We start from the raw sequence: 14,506 nt of genomic DNA on the forward strand, positions 1-14,506 counted from the left end.
CATGGCGAAGGAACTGCGGTTCGGCTCGGACGCCCGCGACCTGCTGCTGGCGGGCGTCGACAAGCTGGCCGAAGCGGTCAAGTCCACCCTCGGCCCCAAGGGCCGCAACGTGATCATCGAGAAGATCACCGGTTCGCCGGTGGTCACCAACGACGGCGTCACCATCGCCCGCGAGATCCACCTGAAGAACCAGTTCGAGAACATGGGCGCGCAGCTGGTCAAGGAAGCGGCGATCAAGACCAACGACGTGGTCGGCGACGGCACCACCACGGCGACCGTGCTCGCTCAGGCCATCGTCCACGAAGGCATGCGGGCCATCTCGGGCGGCGGCAACCCGGTGCTCGTCAAGCGCGGCATCGACCACGCCGTCGGGCTCCTCGTGGCGCACCTGGAGAAGCAGGCGCACCCGGTGGTGTCCGAACAGGACTACGCGCGGGTCGCGGCGATCTCCGCCAACGACGACGACACGGTCGGCGCGGTCATCGCGAAGGCCCTGCACACCGTCGGCGACGGCGGGGTGGTGACGATCGAGGAGTCCCCGACGATCGGCATGAGCGTCGACTTCGTCGAGGGCTTCGAGTTCGACAACGGCTACCTCTCGCCGTACCTGGTCACCGACCCGGGCCGGCTGGAGGCGGTGCTCGACGACCCGTACATCCTGATGTCCGCGGAGAAGATCACCAAGGTGCAGCAGCTGATGCCGTTGCTGGACAAGGTGATGCGGGCCCCGCGGCCGCTGGTCGTGATCGCCGAGTCGATCGAGGGCACGGCGCTGTCGATGCTGGTGCACAACCACGTCAACGGCACGTTCCAGTCGGTGGCCGTGCGCGCGCCCGGGTTCGGCGACCGGCGGCTGCACAAGCTGGAGGACCTTGCGGCGATCGTCGGCGGCGCGGTGCTGTCGAAGACGTCCGGGTTCAGCATGGAGACGATGACGCTGGAGCACCTCGGCCGAGCCAAGCAGGTCCGGGTCACCGAGAACAACACGACCATCGTCGGCGGCGCCGGCACGTCCGAGGCGGTCGAGTTCCGGGTCGGGCAGCTGCGGGCGGAGCTGGAGCGCGCGCAGTTCGGCGTCGACGAGGACGTGCTGACCGAGCGGATCGGCGCCCTGACCGGCAAGGTCGCGGTGGTGCGCGTCGGCGCGGCCACGCCGGCCGAGCTCAAGGAGCTGCAGCACCGGGTCGAGGACGCCCTGTCGGCGACCCGGGCGGCGATGGCCGAGGGCATCGTGGCGGGCGGGGGAGCGGCGCTGCTGCACTCCGAGAAGGCACTGGAAGGCCTGGGACTGGAAGGAGACCAGGCGATCGGCGTCGAGATCGTGCGGCGCGCGCTGGCCGAACCGGCGTTCCTCATCGCGCACAACGCGGGTCACCCGGCACACGAGATCGTCGCGCGCACCCGTGAGCTCGGTGACGACGAGGGGTTTGACGCGCTGCACGACCGCTACGGCGACATGGTGGCGATGGGCGTGGTCGACCCGCTGCGGGTGTGCCGGTCGGCGATCCAGAACGGGGCGTCGGTGGCCGGCCTGCTGCTGACGACGAACTCGCTGATCGCCGAGGAGCAGACCCCGTGGGGCGGCAGCGCGGCCCTGATGACCGAGTTCGGTCCGCTGGACGAGGGGCTGCACCAGCCCTCGCCCGACGCGAGCACGCCGCAGTCCCTCGGGATGGGCCCCTCCGTCGGCTGAGCTTTCGTCCGCCAGCCCACGGAGATCGGAGGTCCCTTCGCCGGCGTCCTGAGCGCCGGTGAAGGGACCTTCCCGTGCTGCGCCGCTCGGCGGGCCGGCACCAGGGCCCGCGCTGAGGTCTTGAATGAGTCATTCAGGACCTCCGAAGACCTGAATGACTCATTCAAGACGGCGGGCCGGGCTTACGTCACCAGGCCGTGGCTCGCCAGTTCGCGGCCGGCCAGTTTCTCGATGACGTCCCGGTCCCGCTCCCGCCACCCGGTCGCGACCTTGCCCTCGGAAGCCAGCCGCCGCAGGGGCTGGGTCACCAGGGCTCGCAGCGCGAGCAGGTCCATGCCCTCGTCGCCGAGCGCGCGCAACCGCGCCGCCGCCGACGCCCGGCGGGTGAACTTCCAGCGCAGCGGCAACCACGTCACCACCAGCGCCAGCACCGGCAGCGCGATGACGATCGCCGCCATCCACCACGCCAGGTTCTCCACCGCCTCGATCTGCCAGCGCCCGGAGTCGACGAGCTTGGTGCCGACGTCCGATCCGCCGTGCAGCGCCTTCGCCAGCCCGTCGCCGATCAGCGGGATGCCGCCGGCCGAGTTCGCCGCCGAGTCGAACGTCCCACGCAACCCCGTTCCCGCATCGACGAGCCCGTCGCCCGGCGCCCGCAGCTTCAGCACCTGGTCGTACACCGACGTCCCCAGCCACACCGCGAAGATCACGAGCAGCAGGGCGAGCAGGTCGCTGACGAGCTGGGCGGTGCGGCGGATCGGCCGTTCGGCGTAGAACTGCATCGGGACGCCTTTCGCGGTGGGGAGCGCGGGCGTTGAGCTACGTACCCGCGCTTCCCACCGGCGAACCCCGGCTAGCTCCGGACGACCTCCGCGAGCCCGGTCAGCTCGGCCGGCAACGGGCCCTCGTGCAGGACGCCGAGCCGCTGCGTCGCGCGGGTGAGCGCCACGTAGAGGTCGGCCGCGCTGTCGGCGAGGATCGCCGCCGGCTCCACCACCAGGACCGCGTCGAACTCCAAGCCCTTCGTCTCCGCCGCCGGTACCGCGCCCGGCACCCCCGGCGGCCCGATCACCACGCTGGTGCCTTCCCGCCCGGCCTCGTCCCGGACGAACTCCTCGATCGCCGCTGCCCGCTGGTCGCCGGTGACCTGCCGCGACCACGGAAAGACGCCGCACGCGCGCACCGACTCGGGCGGCTTGACGTCCGGTGCGAACGAGGCCAGGACCGCCGCCGCGACGGCCATGATCTCCGCCGGCGTGCGGTAGTTGACCGTCAGCGACCGGTAGACCCAGCGGTCGGCGACGTACGGCGCCAGCATCGCGCCCCACGCCCGCGCCCCGGCCGCCGACCGGCGCTGGGCGAGGTCGCCCACCACCGTGAACGACCGGCCCGGGCACCGGCGCATCAGCACCCGCCAGTCCATTTCGGACAGTTCCTGGGCCTCGTCGACGACGACGTGCCGGTAGGTCCAGTCCCGGTCCGCCGACGCGCGTTCGACGAGCGTGCGCGTGTCCACCTCGACGAACCGGTCCGCCAGGTCCTCGGCGTAGAGGAGGTTCTCCGCGGACAGCATGACGTCCTCGTCCATCTCCTCCCGGTCCAGCTTCATCGCTTGGAAGACGCCTTCGGCGTACTCGGCCTCGGCCTTCCGCTCCCGCGCCGCGGCTCGCTCCACGGCTTTCTCGGCCGTCTTGTCGCGGCCCAGCAGGTCGACCAGCTCGTCCAGCAGCGGCACGTCCGACACCGTCCACGCGGCACCCTCGGCCCGGAACAGCTCCGACTCCGGCGGGACCGACGTGTACAGCGACGACAGCAGCCCCTCCGGCGTCAGGATCGGCCAGAGCTCGTCGAGCGCGGCGGTGAACTTCTCGTCGCCCGCGAGGTCTTCGAGCAGGCCCTTGCGCATGCTTTCCCACTCGTCGCGGTCGTCCCGGCTCAGCCAGCCCTTGCCGATCCGGCCGATCGCCCGTTCGGTGAGCACGTACGTGACGATGTCGGTGAACACCGCCCGCGCCTCGTTGTGCGGCAGCCCGCTGTCGCGCGCCTCCTGCCGGGCCCACTCCGCGGTCGCGGCGTCGATCCGCACGGTGACGTCCTTCAGCGCGATCGCCACCGGCTCGGCCGGCAGCCGCTGCCGGTCCGCGACCGCCGCCGCCAGCACGTCGAGGATCTTCAGCGATCCCTTGAGCCGCGCGGTTTCCGGCGTGTCCTCGGCGGTGACGTGCAGGCCGGGCACGAGGTCGCCGGTGGTGGTGAACACGACGTCGGTCTCGCCCAGCGACGGCAGGACGCGCCCGATGTGGTTCAGGAACGCCGGGTTCGGCCCGACCACGAGCGCGCCGTGACGTTCCATCCGCTCCCGCTGGGTGTAGAGCAGGTAGGCGACGCGGTGCAGCGCCACGACCGTCTTCCCGGTGCCCGGCCCGCCTTCGATGACGAGCACGCCGGGGTGGTCGAGCCGGATGATCTCGTCCTGCTCGGCCTGGATCGTCGCGACGATGTCGCGCATCCCCTCACCGCGCGGCGCGTTGACGGCCGCGAGCAGCGCCGCGTCCCCCTGCGCGTCACCGCCGGGACGGCCGAGGTCCTCGTCGGTGAACCCGAGCACCCGCCGCCCGCGCGTGTGGAACTGCCGGCGCCGGTGCATGTCCTCCGGGTTCGCGCCGGTGGCGGTGTAGAACGGGCGCGCCGCGGGCGCCCGCCAGTCGAGCAGCACCGGCCGGTAGTCGTCGTCCTCTTCGAACAGGCCGATGCGCCCGATGTAGGACCGCTCGCCCGAGACGGCGTCCAGCCGCCCGAAGCAGAGCCCGTTGTCGACGACGTCCAGCCGCTTCCTCTGCCGGCCGAGCGAGCGCACGCCGACATCCCGTTCCATGGCGCCCACGCCCTTGCCGCCGAGCGCCGCCTCGTACTCGCCCTTCACCCGCGCGCGCTCGGCGTCGAGCCGCGCGTACAGCCCGGCGACGTGGTCGCGTTCGGACCGCAGTTCTTCTTCGTACCCCTGAGACAAGATTCCCTCTTCGTTTTCCGACGACGGCGTTTCAGGCGGTGGGCGCGCCGAACCACTTCCGCAGCGCACCGGACAGGTCCGCGCCGTCTTCCCCGGCCCAGACGACGTGCCCGTCCGGGCGCAGCAGCACCGCGGGCACGTCCAGTTCCTCGCTGACGTCGACGACGTGGTCGACCCGGTCTTCCCAGCCCGCCGGCGAAAGCGAGCCGGTCTGGTCGAGCAGCAGGCCGCGGCCCTCGTGCAGGAGCCCGTAGAGGTGCCCCTGCTTGAGCTCGACGTCCCGCAGGCGCCGTCCCCGCAAGGGGTGGCCCTCGCCGAAGTCGTAGCGGATCCCGATCGCGATGATCTTCTCGGTGAGGTACCGGTTCACCTCGTCGAAGTCCATCAGCTCCGCGAGCAGCCGGCGCGCCGCCTGCGGGCCCGGCTCGAGCAGCATCAGCTCCATCTGCGCGCGGGTGTTGTTCAGCACCTCTTCGGCCACCGGGTGCCGTTCGGCCTCGTAGCTGTCGAGCAGTCCTTCCGGCGCCCAGCCGGTGACCTCGGCGGCCAGCTTCCAGCCCAGGTTGAACGCGTCCTGGACGCCGAGGTTGAGCCCCTGCCCGCCGACCGGCGGGTGGATGTGCGCCGCGTCGCCGGCGAGCAGCACGCGGCCCACCCGGTAGCGCTCGGCCTGCCGGGTGGCGTCGCCGAACCGGGAGAGCCACCGCGGCGAGTGCACGCCGTAGTCGGTCCCGGCGGTCTTCCGCAGCTGCTCCTTGAGTTCGTCGAGCGTCGGCGGGGTGCGCCGGTCCTCGGCGACGCCTTCGGCGGGAACCCCGACGCGGTAGGTGCCGCCTTCCACCGGCATGAAACCGAACCGCTTCTGGGTCTTGCGGACCTCGATGTTCGCGGTGTCGATCTCCTCCCGCGAGACGGTCACCTCCACCTCGGCCAGCAGCGTCTCGATCCGGCTGGGCTCGCCGGGGAAGCCGACGCCGAGCAGCTTGCGCACGGTGCTGCGGCCGCCGTCGCAGCCGACGAGGTAGCGCGCCCGCAGCCGTTCGCCATCGGCAAGCTCGACCGTGACGCCTTCGTCGTCCTGCTCGAGCCCGGTCACCTCGCAGCCACGCCGGATCTCGGCGCCGGCTTCGAGCGCGTGCTCGGTCAGGAGCCGGTCGATGACCGGCTGGTGGATGCCGAGCGTGTAGCCGTGCGCGGTGTCCAGCCGGTCCGGCGACGGCTTCGGAATTCCCGCGAAGAAACCCCCGACCGGGTACTTCGTGCCCAGTTCCAGGAACCGCTCCAGCAGCCCCCGCTGGTCCATCACTTCGATGCTGCGCGCGTGCAGGCCGAGCGAGCGGACGACCTTCGTCGGCTCCGCGTCCCGTTCCAGCACGAGCACGTCGACGTCGTGCAGCCGCAGTTCGGCGGCCAGCATCACGCCGGTCGGCCCGCCGCCGGCGATGATCACGTCAGTCAAGAGACCCCCTTGAAAATCCCCGCGTTTCCGCAGGTTGTGGCTTCGGCCGAGAATTGTGCGGCACTACGGGGGTCTTGCCGCAAGCCCAGGGGTGCGCTATACATTAATTACGGAGGGGAGTGGTCATTCCTCCCGCCGGTTCCGGGACGTCTTCCCAGCTCCAGCTCATCCCGCAGGGTCCCAGACTTGTGCGCCGCCGTCGATCTATGACGGCCGTCATAGTGTGGTTCGCGTCGCACTGTGGTCTCATGAGGTCATGACAGCTGTCATAGAAATCCGGGAGCTGGGCGACCGCCCGGCGGACCGGGAGTGCGTGGCCGCACTGGTCGCGGCCTGCTCGCCGGACAGCCTCCGGCGGCGCTTCATGATGGGCGGCCCGGCCGAACCGGCCGACGTCTTCCGGCGCTACGGCCGGTTCCTGCTCGCCGGCTCGCCCGCCCTGCTGGCCACCCGCGGCGGCGTTCCGGTGGGGCTGCTCAACTTCGTCGCGGTGACGCCGGGCGAGGCCGAGCTCGGGATCCTCGTCGCCGATCCCTGGCAGCGGCAGGGGATCGGGAGCGCGCTGGCCCGGTGGCTCTGGGCTTCGGGGAAGTTCCCGGGCTGGACGGTGCGCGGCACCGTGTGGGCGGGCAACAAAGGGGCCGAAGCGCTGTTGCTGCGCCAAGGTTTCCGGCCGGTGCCCACCTACGAACGCGGCGAACGGGACTTCGCCCTGGTCGTGCCGGACTGGGCTACCATGACGGACGTCATGAAGGAGGCAGCCGATGACGAGGACACCGCGCGAGCGGATGGTGCTCAGCGCCGCGCAGCTGGTGCGGATCCACGGTGTCGGGGCGACCGGCATGCGGGACGTGGTCGCGCACGCCGAAGCGCCGCGGGGGTCCCTGCAGCACTACTTCCCGGGCGGTAAGGACCAGCTGATCGCCGAAGCGGTCGCGTGGTCCGGCGGGTACGCCGCCCGGCGCGTCGCGCGGGTCGCGGCCAAGATCGAGGACCCGACGCCCGGCAAGCTCTTCGAGGCCATGGCCGCGCAGTGGCGCGACGAGTTCACCGCGCAGGGCTACGACGCGGGCTGCCCGCTGGTCGCGACGGTCGCCGACGCGGCGGCCACCAGCGACGACCTGCGGGCAGCGGTCGGCAAGGCGTTCGACGGCTGGCAGCGCCCGGTCGCGGCGACCCTTGCGGAGCTGGGCGTGCCCGACGCCCGCAGCGAGTCGCTGGCGGTGCTGATGCTCAGCGCGCTGGAGGGCGCGATCGTCCTGGCGCGGGCGCACCAGGACGTCGCGCCGCTGGACACGGTGGTCGCGGAGCTGCGGCCGCTGCTCGACGGTGCCGTGTCCGCCTAGAGGCCGCGGAAGAACTCGCGGATGTCGTCGACCAGGACTTCGGGCGCCTGCAGGGACGCGAAGTGGCCGCCGGTGTCGTACTCCGTCCACCGCGTGATCGTGTTGGACAGCGCGGCCAGGCCGCGGATCGCGTGGTCACCGCGGAAGTTCGCCACCGCCGTCGGCACGCCGGACGGTTCCGGCCGCTCGCCCCAGCCGTCCTCGCCCGCCTCCAGGTAGAGGCGTGCGGCCGAGCCGGCGGTGCCGGTGAGCCAGAAGATCGTCACGTTCGTCAGGATCGCGTCGCGGTCCACTGTGGTCTGGTTCGTCGCGGTGGGATCCCAGTCCACGAACCACTCCAGGTTCCACGCGAGCTGGCCGGTAGGGGAGTCGTTGAGCGCGTAGGCGAGTGTCTGCGGCCGCGTGGCCATCTGCGTGGCGTAGCCGGAGTGGCCGTACCACCAGGCTTGATTCTCCCGCGCCTGCTTCCGGTCCTCTTCGGACAGTCGCTCGAGGTCGCCGGGCGCGGTCGGGACACCGGCGTTGGCGACGGCGTTGACGTGCACGCCGAGCACGGACTCCGGCGCCGCGCGGCCCAGTTCGGGCGAGACGATGCTGCCGAAGTCGCCGCCCTGGGCGCCGTAGCGCTCGTAACCCAGCCGCCGCATCAGCTCGGCCCACGCCCGGGCCGTCCGGCGGGTGTTCCAGCCGCGGTCGTTCGTCGGGCCGGAGAAGGCGAAGCCGGGCACCGACGGCGCGACGACGTGGAACGCGTCTGCCGGGTCGCCGCCGTGCGCGCGCGGGTCGGTGAGCGGGCCGAGGACGCCGAGGAAGTCCGCGACCGTGCTCGGCCAGCCGTGGGTCAGGATGAGCGGCGTCGCGTCCGGTTCGGGGGAGCGGACGTGCAGGAAGTGCACGCGCTGGCCGTCGATGGTGGTGGTGAACTGCGGGAGGGCGTTGAGCCGGGCTTCCTGCGCGCGCCAGTCGAAGCTCGTCTGCCAGTACTCCACGAGTTCGGCCAGGTAGGGCTCGCTGACGCCGTAGTCCCAGCCGGCGCCGGGCAGCTCGCCCGGCCAGCGGGTGCGGGCGAGCCGGCGGTGCAGCTCGTCGAGGTCGGCCTGCGGGGTGTCGATGCGGAAGGGATCCATGGGCTCACCCTCCCGCGGGTGTAGGACAGTTTCGGTCCTACACATCTGGGAAGCTCGGGACATGCGGGAAACCCCTGGCCGGCTGCTCCGGCTGCTGTCGCTGTTGCAGATGCCCCGGGACTGGTCCGGCACGGAGCTGGCCTCGCGGTTGAACGTGACCACGCGGACCGTGCGCCGCGACGTCGATCGCCTGCGCGAGCTGGGTTACCCGGTGCACGCGGAGATGGGGCCGGTGGGCGGCTACCGCCTCGGCGCCGGCTCCGAGCTGCCACCCCTGCTGCTGGACGACGACGAGGCCGTGGCGGTGACGATCGCCCTGCACACGTCTGGGCTGGGAGAGGCGTCGCAGCGGGCGCTGGGCAAGCTTTCGCGGGTGCTGCCGTCGCGCTTGAGGAACCGCGTCGCGGCATTGGAGGCGAGCATGCTGGCGTTGCCGGTGCGGGGGCCGGTGGCGGAGCCGGCGGTGCTGACGGCGGTGTCGGCGGCGATCCGCGATGCTTCGACGTTGCGTTTCGACTACGTGGACCATTTCGGCGAGTCGTCCCGCCGATCGGTCGAGCCCCACCGGCTCGTGTCGTGGGGGCGCCGCTGGTACGTGGTCGGCTGGGACACGGACCGGTCGGCCTGGCGCACGTTCCGCGCGGACCGCGTGTCGCCGCGCACCCCGAACGGGCCGAAGTTCACCCACCGCGACCCTCCGGACGGCGACTTGACGGCGTACTTGACCCGGACGATGGGGCGCGAGATGTGGCCGTTGCGGGCGGTGCTGCGCGTTTTCGCTCCGGCGTCGGAGCTGGCCGGGCGGGTCGAGGGCGAGGTGAGTCCGATCGATGAGCGGACTTGCCGGCTCGAGCTGGCGTCCGATTCGTACGACGTTGTGGCGTTCGTGGTGGGGATGCTGGACGTCGCCTTCGAAGTGGAGTCGCCGCCGGAACTGGCGGAGCGGCTCCGGGTGCTCTCCGCGCGCTACGCCGAGGCCGCTGGAACGTGCTGATTCATAACGTCGAGCTCCGTGGGTGCGTCGGTTTGCACGTCCTTGCCCATCGCTTGGCTGACGAGCGCGATCAGGGCTTGTTCGCGCGCATGCACGACAGCCTCGAAATCGTCTTTCCGTAGATCCATCGCCGAGATCTGGTGCGATTGAACGTTGCCGTCGATCGTCTCGTCCGTCGTTTCCGCGTTCTTGGCGAGGCTCCGCAGATAGACGGATGGCGCCCGGCCGCCGATGATGCGGTTCGTGCGCGCAGTCAGCGGTGTCTTGTTCAAGATGGAGTTGTACCTGTTGGCGTCTAACCCGGCCTTCTCGCACCACACTTTCGGGAACACGTGGTGGATGTCGACGGCGTTGTCGAAGTAGTTTTCGTCGGACATGTCCGAGCCGGTGCACCAGTCGAGCGGACCTCGCCGGAGGAGTAGGGCGTAAAGTCCCTTATAGGCGGCTGACCCGCGAGTCCGAAGCGACCAAAGCCGGCTGGAGAAGAACTGAGCCTCCTGTACCGTGCGCGGCTCGGCTTCGGCACCCCGGACCCAGCCGACGAGTTCCGGCACGTCGCGGGCAAACCGTGTTTCCGTCGTGCCGCCGTAGAGCTCACCGAACACCCCGCACCAGTACCAGCGGGAGATCTTCTGCCGCGCGCCGACCGTGTCCGCTTGTTGGCGAAGGGTCGCAAATACCGCCGCCATCGGAATGAGTTGGCTGCCGTAAGGGAGAAACCGAGTGTCAAAAAGGTGCTGAGCGTGCAGGAACTGTGCCGCGGCCTTTAGTCCGATCGTCACGTCGGGCGCCCACTTGCGGTACTCGGCCAAGGTCAAGTTGAGCATGTCGGCGCGGCGGCAGCCGATCCTCGGTGCGCTGGCTTCGTCCCGCCCTGCCTCGATCGCCGCGGCACGCCGTTCGATGGTCGCGAGCAGGGCCACTGCCTGCAGGAAGTCAGTGTTGGCGACGTTGGCCAGGATCGCGTATTTGCTGTCGTTCCACGATTCCTGGCGCTCTTCCCAGTCGTGGCGTAGGTCGAAGTCATCAGCGGCGAAGGTCGCCGTGAGCAGTTCGAAGACCGTGAGCGTGACCCCTCCGGTGTTGACCTTCTCGAAGACCTGGCAAACCGCTTGCCGCGGAGTGCTTCGCCCCAGTTCGATGACGGGGAGCTGGTACTGGAGGAAACGCTGGACGACCGCTTCCTGGAACTTCCCCCACAGTTTGAAGTTGTCGCTCTGGAGCTCGGGGGAGTACTGGCAGAAGCCCATCATCCACTGCATCGAGTCGAACAACGCGACGCAGGGGAACATCCTCGCCGCGTACTCCTTCTCCGGCGTCGAAAGATCCACGAGCGGGCGGCCGCGGAAGTCGAGGCGGACCTTGCTTTCCGGCACGAATACGACCACGTCCTCGCGATCTCCATCGTCGAGTACGGCTCGTTCCATGTCGAGGTAGAACCAGCCCTTGACCTTCCGTCCGCGCACGTCCTGTGTCTCGACCGGGGCGTTACGGAAGATCGACTGGTAGAGCGATGTCAACCGCTGCTGACCGTCGAGGATCAGCCGATCGGGTGTCGTCCGTGCGGGAGGCAGAGCACCTTCGACGGGTCTCGTCTTGAAACGCGTCTCGCCGCCTTGCTTCAGCATCATGACGGTACCCGCCGGGTAGCCGAGTGAGATGGAGGCGATGAGGCTGGCGATGTTGCGGTCCGGCCACACCCATCCGCGCTGAAACTCGGGTAGCTGGGTCTCGCCCTGGTCGACCTGCGCCAGCAAGTCCTTGAGGAATTCCTTCTCGATGCCGAAGGCCTCAACGCCCACGTCTGCTCCTGTCCTCTTCGCTGTCCGCCCTATGTCGTGAGAACGCGGCGAAAAGTTTCAGGGTGAAGGTCAAGGACCGATATCGATTGTCCTCGGTACCGCTCACGTGTGCGTGCCGCCGTCGATGCGGATTTCCGTGCCCGTGATGAACTTGCCGTCGTCCGATGCCAGCATTGCCACCACCCCCGCCACCGTCTCCGGGCCCGCCACCGGGTTGCCCACCTCCGTCGTGTGGTCCGTCGGGAGGATCGGCAACAGCCGGCCGAACAAGGTGAAGTCGATGTCCTGCGGCAGCCAGCTCGCCGCCGAGTCCGTGATGCCGCTCTTCACGCTGCCCGGGGCGATGCTCACCGCGCGCAGGCCCTGCTTGCTGTACTCCAGCGCCAGCGAATGCGTGAACGCCTGGATGCCGCCCTTGCTCGCGCAGTACGCCGCCATGTACGGGTGGGCGAACGACGCCGACGTCGAGCTGAAGTTGACCACCACGCCGTGCTCGGACTCGAGCAGGGCTGGCAGCGCCGCCCGCGTCACCAGGAACGTGCCCGTCAGGTTCACCGCCAGCACCCGGTTCCACAGCTCCAGCGACGTCTCGTGCGTGTGCGACGCCAGCAGGATCCCCGCCGCGTTGACCACCACGTCGAGCCCGCCCAGCGCGTTGACCGCCGAAGTCACCCCGAAAGCCACCGATTCTTCGTCGGCGACGTCCATGACGTACGTCGTCAGACCACCCGTGGGGGCGGCCTTCTGGGTTTCGATCAGCCCCTCTTCGGCGACGTCGGTGCCGATGACCTGCGCCCCCTCCTCCATGAGGCGGAACGTGGTGGCGCGGCCGATGCCGGAGCCGGCACCGGTGACGAGGACTCGGCGATCACGCAGGCGTTCCATGGCGATCACCGTAGCCAAGAAATCAGAGCGTGGGCACCTGCTCGTCGGCGAGCGGCGGGCCCGGCGGGGTGCCGTCGCCGAACGGGCGGCCGCCCAGCTGCTCCCGGTCGTGCGGGGTCAGCCAGCCGGAGACGTCCGGTCCCAGCGGCACGATCCCGCTCGGGTTCACGTTCCGGTGCACCACGTAGTAGTGCTCCTTGATCTGCGGGAAGTCGATCGTGTCGCCGAACCCGGGCGTCTGGAACAGGTCGCGCGTGTAGGCCCACAGCACCGGCAGCTCGGTGAGCTTCTGCCGGTTGCACTTGAAGTGGCCGTGGTAGACCGCGTCGAACCGGACGAGCGTGGTGAACAGCCGGACGTCGGCCTCGGTGATCGTGTCGCCGACCAGGTAGCGCTGGTCCGCGAGCCGCTCCGATAGCCAGTCCAGCCGCGTGAACAGCTTCGTGTACGAGTGCTCGTACGCCTCCTGGGAGCGGGCGAACCCGCACTGGTAGACCGCGTTGTTGACGTCGGTGAACACCTTCTGCGCCACGTCGTCGATCTCGTCGCGCAGCTTCTCCGGGTACAGCTCCGGCGCGCCCGAGCGGTGGTAGGCGGTCCACTCGGTGGACATGTCCAGCGTCATCTGCGCGAAGTCGTTCGTGACGACCTGGCCGCTGGGGACGTCGACGAACGCCGGCACGGTGATGCCGCGCGGGTACTCCGGATCGCGCTTGAAGAACGCCTCCTGCAGCCGCTCGATGCCGAGCACCGGGTCCTTGCCGCCGGGGTCGAGGTCGAAGCTCCAGCTCCGCTCGTCGTGCACCGGCCCGGCGATGCCCATCGACAGCACCGGCTCGAGGCCGAGCAGGCGCCGCACGATCACCGCGCGGTTGGCCCACGGGCACGCCCGCGCGGCGACCAGCCGGTAGCGGCCGGGTTCGACCGGCCAGCCGTCGCGGCCGTCGGCGGTGATGCGGTCCGGGATGTAGTTCAGGTCCCGCTTGTACTCGCCCTTGTCGCTCATCGGCGTCCTCAGCAGTCGTCGGTCGGGGGAGCGGCCTCGAGGGCCGCGGCCAGCCGGGCCAGCACGGGCCCGGCCGTGCGGATGTCCCCGGTGCCCAGGTGGTCGAACACCGAAGCCCGCACGCGGACCAGGTGGCTCGGGTAGGCCGCCTCCAGTTTGGCCAGTCCGGCCGCGGTCAGCACGGCGTTGGACGCGCGGCCGTCCTCGGCGCACCGGCGCTTCTCGACGAGCCCGCGGCGCGTGAGGTCGTCGACCACCCGGCTGATCCGGCTGAGCGACAACGCGGTCGTGGCCGCCAGCGCCGAGATGCGGAGCAGGCGGTCCGGCGCCTCCGACAGCGCGACGAGCACGCCGTAGTCGGTGTTCGTGAGCCCGGTTTCGGGGAGGAACTGGTCCTCGAGCGCGCGCGGCAGCACCGTGGTGATGCGGATCAGCGACCGCCAGAAGGCGGCTTCCTCCTCGTCCAGCGCGGCCAGTTCACCCATACCGGCAGTCTATCGAAAGCTTGCTTGCGCAACCAGTCAAACTGAGTACAGTGTTGTTGAGCCCTCAATCACTGGGGGGTGCCACCACGAGGAGAGAAGAAGAGATGACCAGCGCGACCACCTACCCCCAGCTGACCGGCGAGTACACCCTGGACGCCGCCCACTCGCGGATCGGGTTCGTCGCCCGGCACGCGATGGTGACCAAGGTGCGCGGCAGCTTCAACGACTTCACCGGCACCGCGACGATCGACGGCGACGCGCCGGAGAAGTCGTCCGCCCAGGTGACCATCCAGGCGCACAGCATCGACACCCGCAACGCGGACCGCGACGGGCACCTGAAGAGCAACGACTTCCTGTCGATGGACGAGTACCCCACGATCACCTTCACCACCACCGAGATCAAGCAGGCCGGCGAGACCTCCTTCGAGGTGACCGGTGACCTGACGATCAAGGACGTCACCCGTTCGGTGACCATCCCGTTCGAGTTCGAGGGCTCCGCCAAGGACCCGTTCGGCAACGACCGGATCGGCTTCGAGGGCTCCACCACGGTCAGCCGCAAGGACTACGGCATCACCTGGAACGCGGCGCTGGAGACCGGCGGCGTCCTGGTGAGCGACAAGGTCACCCTCGAGTTCGAGATCTCCGCGATCAAGAACGCCTGACTTCGCCGGGCGGGAACCGGCCTCAGCTCCGGTTCCC

General features: G+C 70.0%; 13 protein-coding genes. 5 read left to right on the plus strand and 8 right to left on the minus strand.

From position 1 onward, the window contains the following. The first annotated feature begins 1 nt into the window (after window position 1). Window positions 2-1,693 carry a chaperonin GroEL gene (groL, locus tag QQ657_RS44420; protein WP_284748411.1) on the plus strand — a complete coding sequence of 564 codons (1,692 nt, stop codon included), beginning with the start codon at window positions 2-4 and terminating at the stop codon, window positions 1,691-1,693. 182 nt (window positions 1,694-1,875) lie between these two features. On the opposite strand, the gene QQ657_RS44425 is transcribed toward groL, so the two are convergent. The 3 genes from QQ657_RS44425 to rox all read right to left on the minus strand — a co-directional run bounded on the left by QQ657_RS44425 (window position 1,876) and on the right by rox (window position 6,162). Next, on the minus strand, window positions 1,876-2,475 hold the full coding sequence (locus QQ657_RS44425; RefSeq protein WP_284748412.1) for a hypothetical protein: 600 nt from the start codon (window positions 2,473-2,475) through the stop codon (window positions 1,876-1,878). A gap of 71 nt (window positions 2,476-2,546) precedes the next feature. After that, on the minus strand, window positions 2,547-4,706 hold the full coding sequence (helR, locus tag QQ657_RS44430) for an RNA polymerase recycling motor ATPase HelR (RefSeq protein ID WP_284748423.1): 2,160 nt from the start codon (window positions 4,704-4,706) through the stop codon (window positions 2,547-2,549). A 28-nt stretch (window positions 4,707-4,734) separates the two neighbouring features. After that, window positions 4,735-6,162 carry a rifampin monooxygenase gene (gene rox / locus QQ657_RS44435; RefSeq protein ID WP_284748413.1) on the minus strand — a complete coding sequence of 476 codons (1,428 nt, stop codon included), beginning with the start codon at window positions 6,160-6,162 and terminating at the stop codon, window positions 4,735-4,737. Window positions 6,163-6,418: 256 nt separating this feature from the next. Here rox and QQ657_RS44440 point away from each other — a divergent pair, with 256 nt between their 5' ends. Next, complete coding sequence (locus tag QQ657_RS44440; protein ID WP_284748414.1) at window positions 6,419-7,072, plus strand: GNAT family N-acetyltransferase; 654 nt, start codon at window positions 6,419-6,421, stop codon at window positions 7,070-7,072. Continuing rightward, entirely contained in the window at window positions 7,005-7,508 is a 504-nt protein-coding gene (locus tag QQ657_RS44445) for a TetR/AcrR family transcriptional regulator (RefSeq protein WP_434056842.1), read from the plus strand. The genes QQ657_RS44440 and QQ657_RS44445 overlap by 68 nt, the downstream gene beginning before the upstream one ends. On the opposite strand, the gene QQ657_RS44450 is transcribed toward QQ657_RS44445, so the two are convergent. Next, window positions 7,505-8,635 (minus strand): epoxide hydrolase family protein, encoded by a 1,131-nt coding sequence (locus QQ657_RS44450; RefSeq protein ID WP_284748415.1) that lies wholly within the window; start codon window positions 8,633-8,635, stop codon window positions 7,505-7,507. The two genes, QQ657_RS44445 and QQ657_RS44450, sit on opposite strands and share 4 nt — an antisense overlap. 61 nt (window positions 8,636-8,696) lie before the next feature. Between QQ657_RS44450 and QQ657_RS44455 the strand changes: the two genes are divergently transcribed. Then, entirely contained in the window at window positions 8,697-9,629 is a 933-nt protein-coding gene (locus tag QQ657_RS44455) for a helix-turn-helix transcriptional regulator (protein WP_284748416.1), read from the plus strand. Here the strand turns inward: QQ657_RS44455 and QQ657_RS44460 are convergent. From QQ657_RS44460 to QQ657_RS44475, 4 genes are all read right to left on the minus strand, one after another. After that, the gene (locus QQ657_RS44460; RefSeq protein ID WP_284748417.1) at window positions 9,602-11,431 is read right to left on the minus strand and encodes a DUF262 domain-containing protein; all 1,830 of its coding nucleotides are present in this window, start codon (window positions 11,429-11,431) and stop codon (window positions 9,602-9,604) included. The genes QQ657_RS44455 and QQ657_RS44460 overlap by 28 nt on opposite strands. A 102-nt stretch (window positions 11,432-11,533) precedes the next feature. Then, complete coding sequence (locus tag QQ657_RS44465) at window positions 11,534-12,316, minus strand: SDR family NAD(P)-dependent oxidoreductase (RefSeq protein ID WP_284748418.1); 783 nt, start codon at window positions 12,314-12,316, stop codon at window positions 11,534-11,536. Window positions 12,317-12,338: 22 nt separating this feature from the next. Then, window positions 12,339-13,322: a glutathione S-transferase family protein gene (locus tag QQ657_RS44470; RefSeq protein ID WP_284748419.1), complete on the minus strand. Its 984-nt coding sequence runs from the start codon at window positions 13,320-13,322 to the stop codon at window positions 12,339-12,341. An 8-nt stretch (window positions 13,323-13,330) separates the two neighbouring features. After that, window positions 13,331-13,807 carry a MarR family winged helix-turn-helix transcriptional regulator gene (locus tag QQ657_RS44475; RefSeq protein ID WP_284748420.1) on the minus strand — a complete coding sequence of 159 codons (477 nt, stop codon included), beginning with the start codon at window positions 13,805-13,807 and terminating at the stop codon, window positions 13,331-13,333. A 104-nt stretch (window positions 13,808-13,911) separates the two neighbouring features. On the opposite strand from QQ657_RS44475, the gene QQ657_RS44480 reads away from it, so the two are divergent. Continuing rightward, window positions 13,912-14,469, plus strand: coding sequence for a YceI family protein (locus QQ657_RS44480; protein ID WP_284748421.1), 558 nt, complete (start codon window positions 13,912-13,914; stop codon window positions 14,467-14,469). The last annotated feature ends 37 nt before the right edge of the window (window positions 14,470-14,506 follow it).

Origin of the sequence: Amycolatopsis ponsaeliensis (assembly GCF_030182635.1) — a bacterium.
GTDB classification, from domain to species: Bacteria; Actinomycetota; Actinomycetes; order Mycobacteriales; family Pseudonocardiaceae; genus Amycolatopsis; species Amycolatopsis ponsaeliensis.

Coding starts and splice junctions, on each gene's coding strand:
- QQ657_RS44475 (WP_284748420.1), bottom strand. CDS start 13,807: ATGGGTGAACTGGCCGCGCTGGACGAGGAGGAAGCCGCCTTCTGGCGG.
- QQ657_RS44425 (WP_284748412.1), bottom strand. CDS start 2,475: ATGCAGTTCTACGCCGAACGGCCGATCCGCCGCACCGCCCAGCTCGTC.
- QQ657_RS44465 (WP_284748418.1), bottom strand. CDS start 12,316: ATGGAACGCCTGCGTGATCGCCGAGTCCTCGTCACCGGTGCCGGCTCC.
- groL (WP_284748411.1), top strand. CDS start 2: ATGGCGAAGGAACTGCGGTTCGGCTCGGACGCCCGCGACCTGCTGCTG.
- QQ657_RS44450 (WP_284748415.1), bottom strand. CDS start 8,635: ATGGATCCCTTCCGCATCGACACCCCGCAGGCCGACCTCGACGAGCTG.
- QQ657_RS44480 (WP_284748421.1), top strand. CDS start 13,912: ATGACCAGCGCGACCACCTACCCCCAGCTGACCGGCGAGTACACCCTG.
- QQ657_RS44470 (WP_284748419.1), bottom strand. CDS start 13,322: ATGAGCGACAAGGGCGAGTACAAGCGGGACCTGAACTACATCCCGGAC.
- QQ657_RS44445 (WP_434056842.1), top strand. CDS start 7,005: ATGCGGGACGTGGTCGCGCACGCCGAAGCGCCGCGGGGGTCCCTGCAG.
- QQ657_RS44440 (WP_284748414.1), top strand. CDS start 6,419: ATGACAGCTGTCATAGAAATCCGGGAGCTGGGCGACCGCCCGGCGGAC.
- QQ657_RS44455 (WP_284748416.1), top strand. CDS start 8,697: ATGCGGGAAACCCCTGGCCGGCTGCTCCGGCTGCTGTCGCTGTTGCAG.